Raw genomic sequence first — 15,813 nt, 5'->3', positions numbered from 1 at the left:
TCATATTTTTGTTCGGCGGTAGAGTGTAGGGATAGTCAACGGTTAAAGATTACAATAAGATTTGCCGACGAGGAAATCACCCTCTCAAGTTGAAGCTCCCACCCCAGAATTATGACTAATCTACCTCCCAATGCTCAAAATCCTGAAAATGCTACTAACGATGTCGTCATTCCAGAGTTACTCAAAAAACTAAGGCAAAAACAAGGCACCTGGGTAGAATGGGGAATGGCGATCGCTTCCCTACAAAAAGCCGGTTACAATCCCCAGGAGATTTTTGAGGAAACTGGGTTTGAGCCAATTCAACAAAATCAGGTAATTGTTGGTTCCCAAGTTTATAATTCTTTAGAAAAAGGTGGGGCATCAGAAGCCGCGCGATCGCACTTCACTACACGCGGTAGTGATGTTTTGTATGAACTGCGCTTACTCACCCAAGAAGAACGCGCAGCAGCGGCTGAATTGACTTTTGTCCACAAACTTGATGTTGATGAAGCAAGGGAAGTAGCCAAAGCCATTAAAGATTTTTCTCGCTTGCGAAATTTACCAACTGGATTTTCTGCCCACCCTGGTGATGCTGTGGCTTACCAAGCGTGGAAATTAGCACGGCAATATACAGATTTACAAGAGCGATCGCGCCTGATTGCCAAAGGCTTAAAATTTGCCCATACACCCACAGCCAGAAAACAAATTGAACAATTATTAATAGATTTTACGGTAGTATCCCAGCGTCCGGCTCCCATTCTGCCTTTTTATCGATTTGAGTCGGAAGACGAAGTACCACGCATCGTGCCCGTGGTAGGGGAGTTGCCATTAACACCACAAGACTTGCAAGGAGTACCCTTGGTAGAAACGATTCAGCCGTTTGCGATGGTTAAGTTTGCTGGTGAGCAAGCATGGGTACCATTACCAGGATGGCAAGTATTATTGAATGCAGAAGATCCCGTAGCGATTTTGTGTAATAGCGATCGCCTCCCTAATCAAACAAACACCACATCTACACCAGTCCTAGTAGTTGTAGATCGTGCCGATAGACAATGGAGTGACTCTAGCTACTTTGTGGTTGATCAAGGTGGTGAATTAGAATTTCAGTGGTTTGAAACTGATCCAGAAATTCCCCTACTAGGACGAATTGCGGTTATTGTGCGTCCTAAGAAAATCTTTGATGAAGAAATTAGCAAGGATGCTTGGCAGATTGATGAATAGTTGACTGGGGACTGAGAAATTAAAAAACTAAGCTTTAATCGGCGTTGCACCGATAAAGCTGATAGGGAACACCTATGCGATAGTGCTGGGCGGTGTCTATGTTACAAGTTTCTTCCCCAGTAGCTACTTGCGGGGGATAATCTCGTCTTCTCAGTCCTGGTGCAACTATCCATAAATTTAGCTGTGAAGCTTCCGGTGTAGGTATTTCGGCTAATTTTTGCCAAAAAAGGGATAAATCAGGACGTTGATTTAAAATAGCCAAGCTATCAGAGTTATAAAAACTAACTGGAACTTCTGTACTTGTATGACTCCTGAGTTTTTCTAAGGCTAAAGCAAAACTTAACCCTAATGCGACATCCTGATAATTGCTGTATCCCACTACTAGCATCAGGGGAACAGAAGGTTCTAAATTCATATTGTGGGCAACTTGTTCAGGCTGAAAGGGTTTTTGAAACACTAAATTAGAAACTACAAAAACACAACTGAGAATACCCACAAGTAAAATAGTGAATTTTGATTTTTTACTGTTGCTAAAACTGGCTGCTAGCAAAGCACAAACACTGGGATAGTAAACAAAATTGTAACGGGGAACAACAGTAATATCTTTACCTAAAAAATAAGCAATAGTAAAAAATTGGATCAATATCAGAATTGTAAAACTTAAAAGTGTGAATATTGCTAAATGAGTCTGATTATTTAACCATAAAATTTTTATTTTTTTGCAACAGTACCATCCCACCAAAATAGCAAAAATTACCATCAGTAAACCACAGATAATGGTAATTACTAAAGGCTGATTTTCCACAGGTAAAGCAATTAACATTAACACCCAACTAATCAAAGTTTGATATATGGGTGCTATGTGCATAGTAGCAGGTAACCAATTAGTTTCAGAACTTTGAAAATGACTAATAAAAACTATTGCCCAGGGAACAAAACTAATAATAACTCCACTAGTGGATAAAATGAGAGCCAAGCAAACTTGAGATTTTTTTAGTTTAGGATTATACCAATAAATTAATGCCAAAATTGTAGTAATTTCAGCAATAAAAGCCAGAATAAAAAAGTAATGTACATAAATACCAATGCTATTAATAATAGCCCATAAAACCCAAACCCAAACTTTCAGGTGTTGCTGCTCAAAAATATCCTTTTGAATTTGTACGAGTCCCAATAATGCTAACGTGATAAAAAACATAGGCATTGTATAGTGCCTTGCTTCTTGGGAAAGGTAAACAGCAAAAGGAGAAACAGCCATAATTAATGCTGCCATGATTCCAGAAGCGCGAGAAAAGGCTATGCAATTGACTCCATAAATTGCGGCGATCGCTCCGACACCAAATAAAGCTGGTAGCGATCGCAATTTTTCCACCCACTCTGCACCCAAAGGACTCAGCCACCCTAACCAACGGTACATCCCGCAAAAAAATAGTGGCGGATGGGTAGAATGATTAGCCAGATTTGCAGCAATTTGAGAACAGCTAACCCCCGACTGGTAAGTAAAAATTTCTGGTACGCTGGCCAGTGGTAACGCTGTATCCAAGGGCAAATCGTAATAACTTTTGCCTAAACTAAAAATAGCTGTAATGACCTCATCCATCCACAGTGGTTTTAAGTCTAAATGCCAAAATCGCAAAACAGCACCAAGGGCTATCGCCCCAGCTAAACCCAGATAATGTAAATACCGTTTAATATTTGTCATTATTTAGTTATTCGCAATCCTATGGGATATCTACAAAAAAATATAAGGAGGACATATTCATAACTCACTGAAGATTGCTATATATAGATAATTATTTATCTTTGCAGTTTAATACAGCAATGCTAATTTGAGTGAATTTTTTCAGATGCCTTACTTAATAGCAAAATGCTGTAATTTTATTCAAAAACTAAAATTTTCTATTTATGTCAGACGCTAATTTTACGGCTACAGTGCCTCCAGAATCTCGTCAGCCACAATTATCTCAACTTCTTTGGGAAAAAACTTTAAAAATCCGTAATAGTCTGCGTCCGGGACAACAGCAAATGGCTGATTGGCAATCTGGGCCATTAGCTATTTCCGCCGTTCCTGGTGCTGGCAAATCTACAGGTATGGCCGCCGCCGCAGCCATCGCCATTGCGCGTCAGTACGCAATTCCCCCCGAATCGCGCCCATTGTACCGTCGTCAAATTGTCGTTGTGACCTTTACGCGTTCAGCGGCTGCTAATATTAAAGCCAAAATTCGCAAATACTTACGAGAGGATTTATCTTTACCGCAGACAGGCTTTGCTGTGTATACTTTGCATGGTCTAGCTTTGAACATTGCCAGTCGCCATCCTAATTTATCAGGTTTAGAGTTAGATAATGTCACATTAATCACACCTAGTCAAAGCCATCGTTTTATCCGCACAGCCGTAGAACAATGGATTGCTGAACATCCAGGGCGATACCTACGGTTACTAGAAGGGCATCAATTTGACGGGGAGGAAACAGAAAGATTACGCCGTCAATCTGTGCTGCGAACAGAAGTATTACCAGATTTAGCGACTACAGTTATTCATGAAGCCAAAAGTTCTGGGATATCGCCAGAACAACTACGCGATTGGAGTCAGCAAACCACAGACGAATATGCAATTTTGCAGGTAGCCGCAGGATTGTATGAACAATATCAAAACTTAATGCGATCGCGTGACTTCATCGACTACGACGACATGATTTTAGCCGCCCTCCGCGTCCTCGAAAACGACAGCGCCCGTCGCCGAGAACAAAAGGAAGTTTACGCCGTTTTTGAAGACGAAGCCCAAGATTCTAGTCCCTTACAGACGCATCTGTTAGAGATTTTGGCAAGGGATGAGGAAGCAGGAAGCAGGGAGCAGGGGGGAAATTTTTTCACTAGTCTCCAGTCTTCACTAAATCTGGTACGAGTTGGTGATCCTAATCAGGCGATTAACTCAACTTTCACGCCAGCCGATCCGATTTATTTTCGGGAATTTTGCCAACAGTGCGATCGCTCTGGCAAACTAGCAACAATGGATCAAGCCGGTCGCAGTACCAGAATTATCATTGAAGCGGCAAACTTTACCCTGGAATGGGTAAACAAGTTTTATCAAAACAAAAATCAACCATCTCCCCCCACCGCCCCATCCCCCTTTCGGTCGCAAAAAATTCGCCCTGTGGACAGTAACGATCCTCAACTTAATGCCAACCCAGCACCCATAGGTAGAGGATTAGAACTGTATACACCGCGTGATATTCATCATACAGTTGAGTTAATTTCCCAAAGAGTAATTGAATTATTTGCTGAAAACCCTACAGAAGTGAGTGCGGCAATTTTGGTGCGGGAAAATCGCCAAGGAAGATGGCTAGCAGCAGCCTTAACACCTGTATGCAAAGAGCATAATATTACACTTTATGATGTGGGTGAACGCGATCGCCGTTCGCATATTCCCCAAGAAATTTTGGCATTATTGCAATTTTGCCATCGCCCTCATTCCCCGGACTACCTGAAAGCCTCTTTAGAGGTATTGGTACAGCGTCAATTGATTCCTACCCAAGACCTCAACGCTTTAGCTAGTCTCCCAGAAGAATTTTTGTATCCCGGCCCCCTAGCGCCACCCCAGTCAGAACCCATACAAAAAGCCGCTAGTTTGTGCCGTAAATTACTCCGCGCTCGTTTGGAATTGCCTTTATATCAGCTTATTTCCTTTCTGGCCTTAACTTTAAATTACGACCAAGCAGAATTGGCAACGGCTGACAAACTTGCAGAACGAGTAAATCAACAAATAGCCGGCAATAGTTCAATGGGGGCGATGCTCTCAACTTTAAGTGAAATTGTCAGTTCTGAACGGTTTGAACCAGTGGAAACAGATGATTTAGAAGCGCGTTATACCCGTTGCGGTCAATTGACAATTATCACCATGCACAAAGCTAAAGGGTTAGACTGGGACTATGTATTTATGCCCTTTCTTCACGAAAACTTGATTCCTGGCAGATTTTGGGTTCCTCCCCAAAGCCAGTTTTTAGGCGATTTCACCTTATCAGAAGTAGCTCGGGCCCAAATTCGGGCGGCTCTCCACGGTGAATCTGCTATACCCGATGTCACCCAAGCGTGGGAACAAGCAAAACATCTGAAAACGGCTGAGGAATATCGATTACTCTATGTTGCCATGACCAGAGCTAAACGCCTGCTGTGGATGTCTGCATCACAAAAAGCGCCTTTTACTTGGAGTAAACCAGAGAATTTACAAGAACAAGCGCCATGTCCGGTGTTTCCGGCTTTAAAAAGTCACTTTTCTAAATTCGTAATTCGTAATTCGTAATATGAAATCAGTGATTAAGGTACGTGCTTTCATTAACCGCGCCAGCATATTCGCCTTGATGTTGACGAGTCTGCTAACTTGGGGATGTGGCATCACGAATAACAATGCTGTTGCCGATGGATTGGGTACACAAACTCAAATCAGCCAGAATGATTCTCCGAAATTGCCCAAGGCGATCGCAGATAAAATTTTAACCGATGCTTCCCAGTATTCTGGGGTGGCGATTTCTGATTTAAAAATCACTCAAGTTAAATCCCAAACTTTTAGCAATCCCTGTAGATTCAACTTTGGCGAAATCTGTACCCAAGAATACAACCCGGTTCCTGCTTGGGAAGTGATTGTAAAAGTACAAAATCAATCTTGGACTTACCACGTTAATCAATCCGCCTCCCAAATTGTTTTAGATCCTCAATTTAAAGTGGACTCTGGAAATACCAGAAAATAGTATATAATTATGGATTGTGTCGAATTGAAGCCAGACAATGCCTAAACTAAAGACCCGTAAAGCAGCGTCCAAGCGATTCCGTGCCACCGGTAGCGGTAAAATCGTCCGTCGCAAAGCTTTTAAAAACCACCTTTTAGAACACAAGACTTCTAACAAAAAGCGTAGCTTTTCTAAAATGGCAGTTGTCAACGAACGCGATGAAGAAAACGTACGCTTGATGCTTCCTTATTTGTAACTTTTTCAGGAAATACAGGAAATAAACTATGACTCGGGTAAAACGCGGTAACGTAGCTCGTAAACGCCGCAATAAAATTCTCAAACTAGCTAAAGGTTTTCGCGGTTCCCACTCAACTCTATTTAGAACCGCCAACCAACAGGTAATGAAAGCATTGCGGAGTGCTTACCGCGATCGCAAAAAGAAAAAGCGTGATTTTCGTCGCCTGTGGATCACCAGAATTAATGCGGCGGCTAGACAGCATGGTTTGAGCTACAGCCAATTGATTGGTAATTTGAAAAAAGCCGATATTCAACTCAACCGTAAGATGTTGGCGCAATTGGCAGTTCTCGACCCAGCTAGTTTTGGCAAAGTTGCGGAATTAGCACTTCAAGCTAAACAATAAAGGTGGTAACGGATGAATAACCGATGTAACAGATGGCGCATGATAAATCCGTTACATCTGGTATTATCCGCTATCATTTTTTGTATTTTCTGGTGGACAATTTGGGGAACAGGAGCGATAGCGTCAGCCGCCCCAATGCCAGAAATTCAACGACGAGGTTATTTAACTATTGCCGTCAAAGATAACTTGCGTCCCTTAGGATTTAGAGACGAGAGTGGTAACTTACAAGGCTTAGAAATCGACTTAGCAAAGCGTTTGGCATTGGACTTGTTAGGGAAAGCAGATGCTATCAAGTTTCAACCAGTAGCCAACCGCGATCGCCTGTCTGTAGTCTTAAACAATAAAGTTGATTTCGCTATCGCCAGAGTCACAGCCACAGAATCCCGCGCCCGGTTAGTTAGCTTCAGTGTTCCTTACTACTATGATGGGGCTGTCATAGTGACAAAAGATACTACCGTGCGGCGGATCAGTGATTTAACTAACAGGAAAATAGCCGTCATTAACAACTCCAGCACAGTCGCCCAAGTGCGGTACTATGTGCCCGAAGCCGAGTTAGTGGGAGTTAAATCATATCAAGAAGGGCGATCGCTCACAGAAAATAATACCGTAGATGCCTTTGCCGCCGATGCCAGCGTTCTCAGCGGTTGGGTGCAACAATATCCCCAATACAAGATTTTACCCACCAAACTATCCACAGAACCCTTATCTGTAGTCATGCCCAAAGGATTACAGTACGATCAATTAAGAAGACAAGTCAACGAAGCGATCGCTCGATACACAGCAGAAGGTTGGCTCAAAGAACGAGTCCAACATTGGGGACTAGGAACAAGAATGTAAATACTTCCTCATCTCTCCACGTCCCCCAGTATCCGATAATAGATCAAGAAATAATATTTGTATTTGCAGGCAATGGATAAAAACTTAGCTATTATTTATCTCTCAATTTTTGTGGGTTTGCTTTTATTTGCAGTGGTGAATGTATTTCAGCAAATTTTCAAAACTCGCAAACGTGAAACGGCCTTATCACGGTTACGCAAAAAGCTAGAAAAGGAAAAAGGTACGGCTCAAGAATATTACGAGTTGGCTAGTATTTATTCAGAAAAAAAACTATTTTCTCAAGCTGTGGTGTTGTTTCAAAAAGCTCTTAAAGCGGCTGAAGAAGAAGAAGAAAATACTGCGCCTATTTACAACGGACTAGGTTATGTTTACTTTGGTCAAGAGCAATATGACTTAGCAATTCGTCAATACAAAGAAGCTTTAAAACTAAAACCAGATTATGTGACAGCACTGAATAATCTCGGTCACGCCTACGAACGAAAAAAATTAACTGCACAGGCCCTACAAATGTATGAAGATGCACTCAAGTTTGCTCCCAATAATAAAACTGCAAAACGCCGTGCTGAATCTTTGCGCCGCTTGGTTTCTGCGTAGATAGTCAAAGCTCAAAAACTCAGATATTTATTCTACGTCTTTGTGGTTAAATAAATTACTTTTAAACCACAGAGACGCGGAAAATACTGAGAGAAAAAACACAACCTTTGTGGCTAATATATTTTTACCAATAATTTTATAACGAGCATTATCAACAAAAATTAATAAAAATATTTGTCCAATCGTTAAGAGTTATTTAATTAAACAACAAGAATATTGTTAAATACAGAGGCTAGACCCCAATCAGTAACTAGGTTTGAGCTATTAATTACCAACCAAATCGGCAAAAAGTCCTATTTCTTCCTCACTCCAACTTTTGAGACAATCAAAAGCGATTTAATAATCATGCACTCATAGTTATTTGAGTTGAAAAGGGAGAACCAGTCATGAAATTGGCTTACTGGATGTATGCAGGGCCAGCCCACATCGGCACTTTGCGGATTGCGAGTTCATTTAAAAACGTTCATGCGATCATGCACGCCCCACTAGGTGATGACTACTTTAACGTCATGCGCTCTATGCTATCGCGGGAGAGAAACTTCACCCCAGTAACCACCAGTGTTGTTGACCGCAACGTTTTAGCACGGGGTTCTCAAGAAAAGGTGGTAGACAACATCACCCGCAAAGATGCCGAAGAACACCCAGATTTGATTGTGTTAACTCCCACCTGCACCTCTAGCATTTTGCAAGAAGACCTGCACAACTTTGTCGAACGGGCGCAGTTGGAGGCGAAAGGAGACGTAATGCTAGCGGATGTCAACCACTACCGCTTCAACGAACTGCAAGCAGCCGATCGCACTCTACATCAAATCGTCCACTACTACATCGAGAAAGCTCGTAAGAAAGGTGAACTCCCAGAAGGCAAAACCGAAAAACCCTCAGTTAACATCATCGGTAATTCCACCCTTGGGTTTCATAACAACCACGATTGCACCGAACTCAAGCGGCTGATGGCTGATTTGGGAATTGAAATAAATACAATCATTCCCGAAGGTGCGGCGGTGCATGATTTGAAAAAAATGCCCAAAGCCTGGTTTAACTTAGTTCCTTACCGTGAACTGGGCTTAATGACTGCTCATTACTTAGAAGAACAATTTGGCACACCTTACATAGACATTACCCCAATGGGTGTAGTGGAAACAGCACGGTGTATCCGCAAAATTCAGCAGGTAATTAATGCCCAAGGGGCTGATGTTGACTACGAAGACTTCATCAACGAGCAAACTTTACATGTCTCTCAAGCTGCTTGGTTCTCTCGTTCCATTGACTGTCAAAACTTGACTGGTAAAAAAGCTGTGGTGTTTGGTGACAATACCCACGCCGCCGCCATCACCAAAATTTTAGCCAGAGAAATGGGGATTCATGTGGTTTGGGCTGGAACCTACTGTAAATATGATGCCGATTGGTTCCGCGAACAAGTTAGTGAATACTGTGATGAAGTTCTGATTACCGACGATCATGGAGAAATTGGGGATGCGATCGCTCGTGTCGAACCTTCTGCTATATTTGGTACTCAAATGGAACGTCACGTTGGTAAACGCTTAGACATTCCTTGTGGTGTCATTGCTTCACCCATCCACGTGCAAAACTTCCCCATTGGTTACAAACCATTCTTAGGTTATGAAGGTACCAACCAGATTACCGATTTGATCTACAACTCCTTTACCTTAGGAATGGAAGATCACCTCTTAGAAATCTTCGGTGGTCACGACACCAAGGAAGTCATTACCAAAGGCATTTCTGCCGACTCTGACCTGAACTGGACAAAAGACGGTCAAGCCGAATTAAACAAAATTCCTGGTTTTGTCCGTGGTAAAGTCAAACGCAACACCGAGAAATTTGCTCGTGAGCGAGGCATGAAAGAGATTAACGCTGAAGTACTTTACGCAGCTAAGGAAGCTGTTGGTGCTTAGTGAGGGAGTAGGAAGTAGGGAGTAGGGAGTAGAGGGGATGAAGAAGTATTTTTGTTTATCCCCTTATCCCCTTGTCCCCATTGCCCTGATCCCCAGAGGGGGCCCCGAGTTCCCCAATCACTTACTAAAACTCCAAACTCGGCCAGTCCGGTTCACGATAATAGTGCGTCATATCGTCAAATTTCCGCAGTTCGATGCGGTGAATCAAAAATTCCGGAAAATTTAACAACCATTGCTGATTCAATTGGGAAAGCATGGTGCTAAGGTTTGTCCGGTCTAAATCTGAAGACACCTCCCCGAAATAACCTAAGGTCACGTGGGCTGTAAAGTGATAATGCTGCTCAATACCCAAAGCCATTAACTTCGGATTTTGATAAATTGTGCGGCGAAATTGAATAATCTGCTCATAACAACGCTCATCTTTGGGTACTAAACAAATACCAACAGCCCTTGGCATGACAATCAAACCCAACATTTGCCATTGAATTGGATTAGCCCCGTTTGTCATGGATTGTTGATACTGTTGAAAGATTTCAGCACAACAAAGGCGTAATTCTTGTTCAAATTCGGGATTTTTTTCACAAGCGTGATGATAGGCACTGTCCCAAATTAGGTCTGCCAAAGTCAGATGAAAGCTAGCAGGGGGTACAGGAACAATCAAATCACTGTTCACCGGCAGCTGCAAAAGTTCCTGCTGGTAAGCTTGTAACTGGGTATGAAAAGTAGCGTTTTTTGCTTCTTCTCCCGCCGGTGGGGTAATGAGTGAATACCCCGGAAAAGGTGCAGCTTGTCTAGATCCGGATTGCAATTGAAACTTAGCAGATTCCTGGATGTGCTGAATTTGCGATCTGTAAGCTTCTGGCAGCGTCATTCTTGCTACCCGATTCAGGTAAGTTTGATAGTTGTCGTCCAATCTTCGTAGCCTCGCGCTCTCACTGGATAGATTTTAGGGAAGTTTAATCAGATTAACAGAGTGATTTCAAAAGTATTTAGCTTTTTCAAGATGATGATAGAGCAAGACAGTTCAGATCAAACCAAAACTTTTGTAGATATGTAGCCGCGCTCAGTCTTTGAGAACAGGTGAGAAAACCCAGTAATTACGTAAAAAAAGCTCTCAGGGCATAAAATACCACTGAGAGCTATTAGTAAAGCTGATCTTAGCAACCTGATCCCAGATTATTGCCAAAGATAAATCAGGATAAACAAAACAATCCAGATTACATCTACAAAGTGCCAGAATAACGAGGTGGCATTCACACCAAAGTGGCCTGATTCGTAGTTGCCAGGAAAGAAAGAACGGATAAAAATAATCAACTGCAACAGAATACCTGTGAGAACATGCAAACCGTGGAAACCAGTTAGCAGGTAGAACATGCCACCGTATACCCCAGAGGTGAAGCCAAATTCTAGGTGACTCCATTCAATACCTTGCCCTACTAAGAAGTAGCTGCCCATAGCCATTGTGGCCGCGAGATACAGACGAAATCCCTTCAAGTTGTGGCGTTGTAGGGCGCGTTCTGCTAGGTAGATGACAAAACTACTAGAAACAAGAATAACTGTATTGATTGCAGGGTCTTTGATTTCTAGTCCCGAAACTCCGGCTGGTAGCCAGTTAGGAGTTGTGGTTTTGTAGACAATATATCCTGCAAAAAAACTGAGAAAAATAACGCTTTCGGACAGGAGGAAGACAATGAAGCCGAACATTTTGTTGCCTTCTTCGTCGTGTCCGTGTTCAGCGTTTGTGTGATGGGAAGGCAATTGCAACTCGTTGGAGTTGATAGAACTGTCCATTGTGGGAAATTCTCCTTTTGTAAACGCAGAGGAACGTGAAGGGGTAACTATTCTGCGTTTTTCAATGCAGGGTTATTTGCTGTTAAGGGATCTGATTTACCGTAGCCGTAAGGTTCAGAGATGATAATGGGGATTTCTTCAAAGTTTTCTACTGGGGGTGGTGAAGAAACCATCCACTCTAGTCCAATGGCGCGCCAAGGATTATCAGGTGCTTTCTCGCCTTGCAGCCAAGAAATTACCATGTTGAAGATGAAGGGTAAGGTGGACATTCCCAACATAAAGCCGCCCAAACTAGCGATAATGTTCCAAAATTCGTACTCTGGGGCGTAGGAGGAGACACGGCGTAACATGCCTTGCAACCCTAAGGGGTGCATGGGTAAAAAGTTGAGGTTAGTACCAATGAATGTTAACCAAAAGTGTAATTTGCCCCAGCCTTCGTTGTACATTCTGCCGGTCATTTTGGGGAACCAGTGGTAAATGGCTGCATACAAGCCCATGGTCACTGTGCCAAAGAGAACGTAGTGGAAGTGACCGACAACAAAGTAGGTATTATTTACGTGAACATCTACAGGTACAGAGGAAAGCATAATGCCTGTAATCCCTGCAAACACAAACATGATTAAAGCACCCAAGGAAAACAGCATGGCTGTATCTAGCCGCAGTTTACCGCCCCAAATGGTGGCTACCCAAGCAAATACTTTAATTCCTGTGGGTACAGAGACAAACATGGTTGTCAGCATGAAAATCAACCGCATCCAGCCTGGTGTACCACTAACGTACATATGGTGTACCCAGACAATGCCGCTGACTACGGCGATTAACATTGATGAAATGGCAACTACTTTGTAGCCAAATAACGGTTTGCGGGAGTAAACGGGAAAGATTTCGGAGAAAATGCCAAAGATGGGCAAAATAATCACGTAAACCGCAGGGTGGGAATAAAACCAGAAGTAATGCTGGAAGAGAACTGGATTACCCCCATGACTGGGATTGAAAAAAGCAGTACCGGCTGTGAGGTCAAGTAGCAGCATAACTGCACCTGCTGTCAGTGCAGGTAATCCAAACAATTGGATAATTTGGGCGCTGAATACTGCCCAGACAAATAAAGGCATCCGAAAGAAGCCCATACCTGGGGCGCGCATCTTCACAATGGTGGTGACAAAGTTTACTGCCCCCATAATTGAAGATACGCCGGATATGGCTACTGCTAGTAACCACAGCACTTGACCATTAATTAAGTTACCTGTGGGATTTTGCAGACTAACTGGAGGATAAGACCACCAACCGGCTTGGGCTGGGCCACCAGGAACTAAGAAACTGCCCATTAAGAGAAGACCGACCACCGGCACCATCCAAAAGGCGACGGCGTTAAGTCGGGGAAAGGCCATGTCTCGCGCCCCAATCATTAAAGGCACAAGATAATTGGCAAAACCCACTAAAGAGGGGAATGTCCACAAAAACAGCATAATGGTGCCGTGCATTGTAAACATACCGTTATAGACGGTGCGGTCAACTACGTCAGATTCGGGGGTAATGAGTTCTCCCCGAATGACCATTGCAAAGATACCGCCGATGAGAAAGAAAAGAAATGAGGTCACAAGGTACTGAATACCAATTACCTTGTGGTCGGTGCTAAAGCTAAAGTATTCTTTCCAGGCACCTGGCTTCTCACCAGGGTGACTGATGCCTGCAACAGGGATATGTGTCATGGTGAGTTACTATTAACCAGGATAATTGACTAGAGGAGATGCCGCAGGTGCTACGGTAGTCCAACCAGTTTTCACTGACTGACTAGCGGCTTGGGCATATTCAGAAGCTGCTTGATTATGAGCGGGAGTGGGTTTTTGGGTTGCAGCTTGGGCTAGCCATTGTTGGTAATCTGCGGGTGATTCCACGACGACATTGGCTTGCATCGTCGCAAAGTAAGTGCCGCTATATTGAGAATCAGTGAGTCGATACTGACCGGCACGAATGGGAGTAAATTCAAAGTCAATTGTGTGGTTAGGAATAATATCTTGCTTGAGACGAAATGCAGGAATATAAAAGCCATGCAGCACATCTTCTGATTGCAATGCTAAATGTACCCGGCGATCGCTTGGTAAATGTAGTTCGGTACTGGTAACATTTTTTTCAGGATAGTGGAATACCCACGCCCATTGTTTAGCCAGTACGTCGATGTTTTCTACAGGTTCAGCTAAGGTATTGACTGGTTCATCTTTGGGGACTGCATAAGCAGATTCCATACCCACAGGATTATGCAAATGCACAAGTTCCATTGGCCCTTGAATATCCATTTGCTCGTACACTTGGTAGCTGTAGCTAGCAATCCACAGCACTAACATAATGGGAATGGCTGTCCAAACAACTTCTAAGGTGACATTACCTTCAATGTGAGGGCCATCACTGAAGTCGCCTGTTTTAGCACGATGAAAAATTACGGAATACATCAATGTGCTAGTCACACCCAAAAAGATAAATGCACCCAGCGTTACTAAGAAGCTAATCAAATCATCAATTAGCTGAGATTCTGCGGCTGCTTGTGGGGGAAGCCAAGAATAAGCTTGCTGGCCTATCCAAAGACTGATGACAGTCACGATGATTCCACCCACAAACACGGTGAAAATATTGCCAATCTTGCGGACGTTCATAGTTGTTGATTAATTGTTAGTCATTAGTCATTAGTCAAAAATGACCAACATTGGTTACTTGAGCGTTGTGTTGAGGTCTGCGCCCAATCTCAGTAAGGTATCAGCGGTATTATGTACGCCAAATTCGGCGGCCATTTGTGCCCCTAGTGTGCCGTGGATGTACATGATGAACATGATTGCCATTCCTGTGGCCAGATAACTCCACTGGACTTTTTCATCGCCGTCTTGACTCAAAATGAAGCGCTGCCATCCTCTCCAAACAGTCATGCCAACAATTAGTCCTAGCAAGAATACGCCACCGATGCCATGCCAAAGCATCGTTTCCATTGCCTGCATTCCCCAGGCACTCTTGACATCAGTTGGTGGTGTAGCCAGCAGCATTTCATAGAAGCCTGCGGCGACTGTAAAAATAGTAATGATGGTAGAACCTACCATGTTGTACCAACCCACATCAAAAAAGTTGGTACGTTCTACAGAAATGGCAAAAAATTTGAAGACCCACGTTTGCAAGGGAACTAGCATCCCGACAATATCAAAGATGATGCCAATAATGAACAAACCCAAAGTTAAATGGACTAAGTTGGGATGAATGGGAATCGAATAAGGTAATCCATTGGCGCCTAATTGGCTACTTAATTGGTCAATTAGTTCACTATTCATGGTAAAAGACCTTCCTTGACTGCTTCAACAACTGGTACTGTGTGCAGTCCATATACCCAAACAAGTTGATCACCGAGATATACTTGCACACCCACAATCACAGTCAAAAATAACCCGGCTAACATATAGTGAATCGACAATTTGTAAGGGTTGCGGGTACGAATTACATAGCGCCAAGCTGTAATTGCCGCGATAATTCCAGACAACGACCAGCCAACTAATGTATGTACATTTAGTACAGATTTAGCTAAGTCGTAAGGTTGTGCCAAGCCAGCTTCAAACTGACCAAAAATAATGGCAACGAAGATGGCGATCGTGGCTACAAACATATTCCACCAACTCACTTCATAAAGATGAGTTCTACCAGTGAAATAGCCTAATATATCACAGAAAAATGCAAACAAAACCATCGCAATTACGAAGTGGACAACGATGGGATGCATTGTATCTGGATAGGGCAAATTGTGGTCGTTTAAAGATGTCAGATACTCAAGCATTGTGTTCTCCTGGACATATCTATATGCACCTCATTGGTCAATATGAATAGCCACTCACACCGCTACAATTATTAACACTTGACCGATTTTTTTGTTACGCGCGGCGAAATCCGGTTACTCAAGTGTTGGTCTGATTGTAATTCAATGGGATGAAGTTACTACTTATATTGAATGATTGAGTTCAATGCATTTGTTCATACTGATAATTTACAACAGCGATTTTCAATTTATCTCACAAAATTGCTGTTGTTTGTTTTATTTGTGAAACCTATCTTTTAGCTTAAAGATTTTTTTACTAATTGTCAAAAA

At 42.8% G+C, this 15,813-nt stretch carries 15 protein-coding genes; 8 read left to right on the top strand and 7 right to left on the bottom strand.

The features are described from left to right. Positions 1 to 111 precede the first annotated feature (111 nt). Positions 112 to 1,200, top strand: a complete 1,089-nt coding sequence (locus ACM0OT_RS02900; RefSeq protein ID WP_414562565.1) for a RuBisCO accumulation factor 1 — start codon at positions 112 to 114, stop codon at positions 1,198 to 1,200. A 34-nt stretch (positions 1,201 to 1,234) separates the two neighbouring features. Here the strand turns inward: ACM0OT_RS02900 and ACM0OT_RS02895 are convergent, their stop codons facing one another. Beyond that, positions 1,235 to 2,902: a hypothetical protein gene (locus ACM0OT_RS02895; RefSeq protein ID WP_414562564.1), complete on the bottom strand. Its 1,668-nt coding sequence runs from the start codon at positions 2,900 to 2,902 to the stop codon at positions 1,235 to 1,237. A gap of 203 nt (positions 2,903 to 3,105) precedes the next feature. Here ACM0OT_RS02895 and ACM0OT_RS02890 point away from each other — a divergent pair, with 203 nt between their 5' ends. From ACM0OT_RS02890 to bchB, 7 genes are all read left to right on the top strand, one after another. Beyond that, a complete protein-coding gene (locus ACM0OT_RS02890; protein ID WP_414562562.1) occupies positions 3,106 to 5,499 on the top strand; it encodes an ATP-dependent helicase in 2,394 nt (797 codons plus the stop codon). A gap of 1 nt (position 5,500) precedes the next feature. Next, on the top strand, positions 5,501 to 5,944 hold the full coding sequence (locus tag ACM0OT_RS02885; protein WP_414562561.1) for a hypothetical protein: 444 nt from the start codon (positions 5,501 to 5,503) through the stop codon (positions 5,942 to 5,944). A 37-nt stretch (positions 5,945 to 5,981) separates the two neighbouring features. Continuing rightward, positions 5,982 to 6,179 carry a 50S ribosomal protein L35 gene (gene rpmI, locus ACM0OT_RS02880; RefSeq protein WP_414562559.1) on the top strand — a complete coding sequence of 66 codons (198 nt, stop codon included), beginning with the start codon at positions 5,982 to 5,984 and terminating at the stop codon, positions 6,177 to 6,179. Positions 6,180 to 6,207: 28 nt separating this feature from the next. Next, positions 6,208 to 6,564 carry a 50S ribosomal protein L20 gene (gene rplT / locus ACM0OT_RS02875; RefSeq protein WP_414541400.1) on the top strand — a complete coding sequence of 119 codons (357 nt, stop codon included), beginning with the start codon at positions 6,208 to 6,210 and terminating at the stop codon, positions 6,562 to 6,564. A gap of 12 nt (positions 6,565 to 6,576) precedes the next feature. Then, the gene (locus ACM0OT_RS02870) at positions 6,577 to 7,401 is read left to right on the top strand and encodes a transporter substrate-binding domain-containing protein (protein WP_414562557.1); all 825 of its coding nucleotides are present in this window, start codon (positions 6,577 to 6,579) and stop codon (positions 7,399 to 7,401) included. 72 nt (positions 7,402 to 7,473) lie between these two features. Next, a complete protein-coding gene (locus ACM0OT_RS02865) occupies positions 7,474 to 7,995 on the top strand; it encodes a tetratricopeptide repeat protein (RefSeq protein ID WP_414562555.1) in 522 nt (173 codons plus the stop codon). A gap of 386 nt (positions 7,996 to 8,381) precedes the next feature. Then, positions 8,382 to 9,908, top strand: a complete 1,527-nt coding sequence (bchB, locus tag ACM0OT_RS02860) for a ferredoxin:protochlorophyllide reductase (ATP-dependent) subunit B (protein WP_414562553.1) — start codon at positions 8,382 to 8,384, stop codon at positions 9,906 to 9,908. Positions 9,909 to 10,032: 124 nt separating this feature from the next. Here bchB and ACM0OT_RS02855 read toward each other — a convergent pair whose 3' ends face one another. From ACM0OT_RS02855 to ACM0OT_RS02830, 6 genes are all read right to left on the bottom strand, one after another. Further along, complete coding sequence (locus ACM0OT_RS02855; RefSeq protein WP_414562551.1) at positions 10,033 to 10,821, bottom strand: DUF1868 domain-containing protein; 789 nt, start codon at positions 10,819 to 10,821, stop codon at positions 10,033 to 10,035. A 263-nt stretch (positions 10,822 to 11,084) separates the two neighbouring features. After that, entirely contained in the window at positions 11,085 to 11,699 is a 615-nt protein-coding gene (locus ACM0OT_RS02850) for a cytochrome c oxidase subunit 3 (protein ID WP_414562549.1), read from the bottom strand. Positions 11,700 to 11,746: 47 nt separating this feature from the next. Continuing rightward, complete coding sequence (ctaD, locus tag ACM0OT_RS02845; protein ID WP_414562548.1) at positions 11,747 to 13,408, bottom strand: cytochrome c oxidase subunit I; 1,662 nt, start codon at positions 13,406 to 13,408, stop codon at positions 11,747 to 11,749. Positions 13,409 to 13,420: 12 nt separating this feature from the next. After that, complete coding sequence (locus tag ACM0OT_RS02840; RefSeq protein WP_414562547.1) at positions 13,421 to 14,347, bottom strand: cytochrome c oxidase subunit II; 927 nt, start codon at positions 14,345 to 14,347, stop codon at positions 13,421 to 13,423. Positions 14,348 to 14,401: 54 nt separating this feature from the next. Beyond that, positions 14,402 to 15,007 carry a DUF2231 domain-containing protein gene (locus ACM0OT_RS02835; protein ID WP_414562546.1) on the bottom strand — a complete coding sequence of 202 codons (606 nt, stop codon included), beginning with the start codon at positions 15,005 to 15,007 and terminating at the stop codon, positions 14,402 to 14,404. Continuing rightward, positions 15,004 to 15,504, bottom strand: a complete 501-nt coding sequence (locus ACM0OT_RS02830) for a DUF2231 domain-containing protein (protein ID WP_414546210.1) — start codon at positions 15,502 to 15,504, stop codon at positions 15,004 to 15,006. The genes ACM0OT_RS02835 and ACM0OT_RS02830 overlap by 4 nt, the downstream gene beginning before the upstream one ends. Positions 15,505 to 15,813: the final 309 nt, after the last annotated feature.

The organism is Anabaena sp. CCY 9613, from assembly GCF_963920895.1.
Taxonomy (GTDB): domain Bacteria; phylum Cyanobacteriota; class Cyanobacteriia; order Cyanobacteriales; family Nostocaceae; genus Cyanocohniella.
The sequence above is the reverse complement of the archived record's forward strand: the minus strand, read 5'-3'. Positions and strand labels throughout refer to the sequence as shown.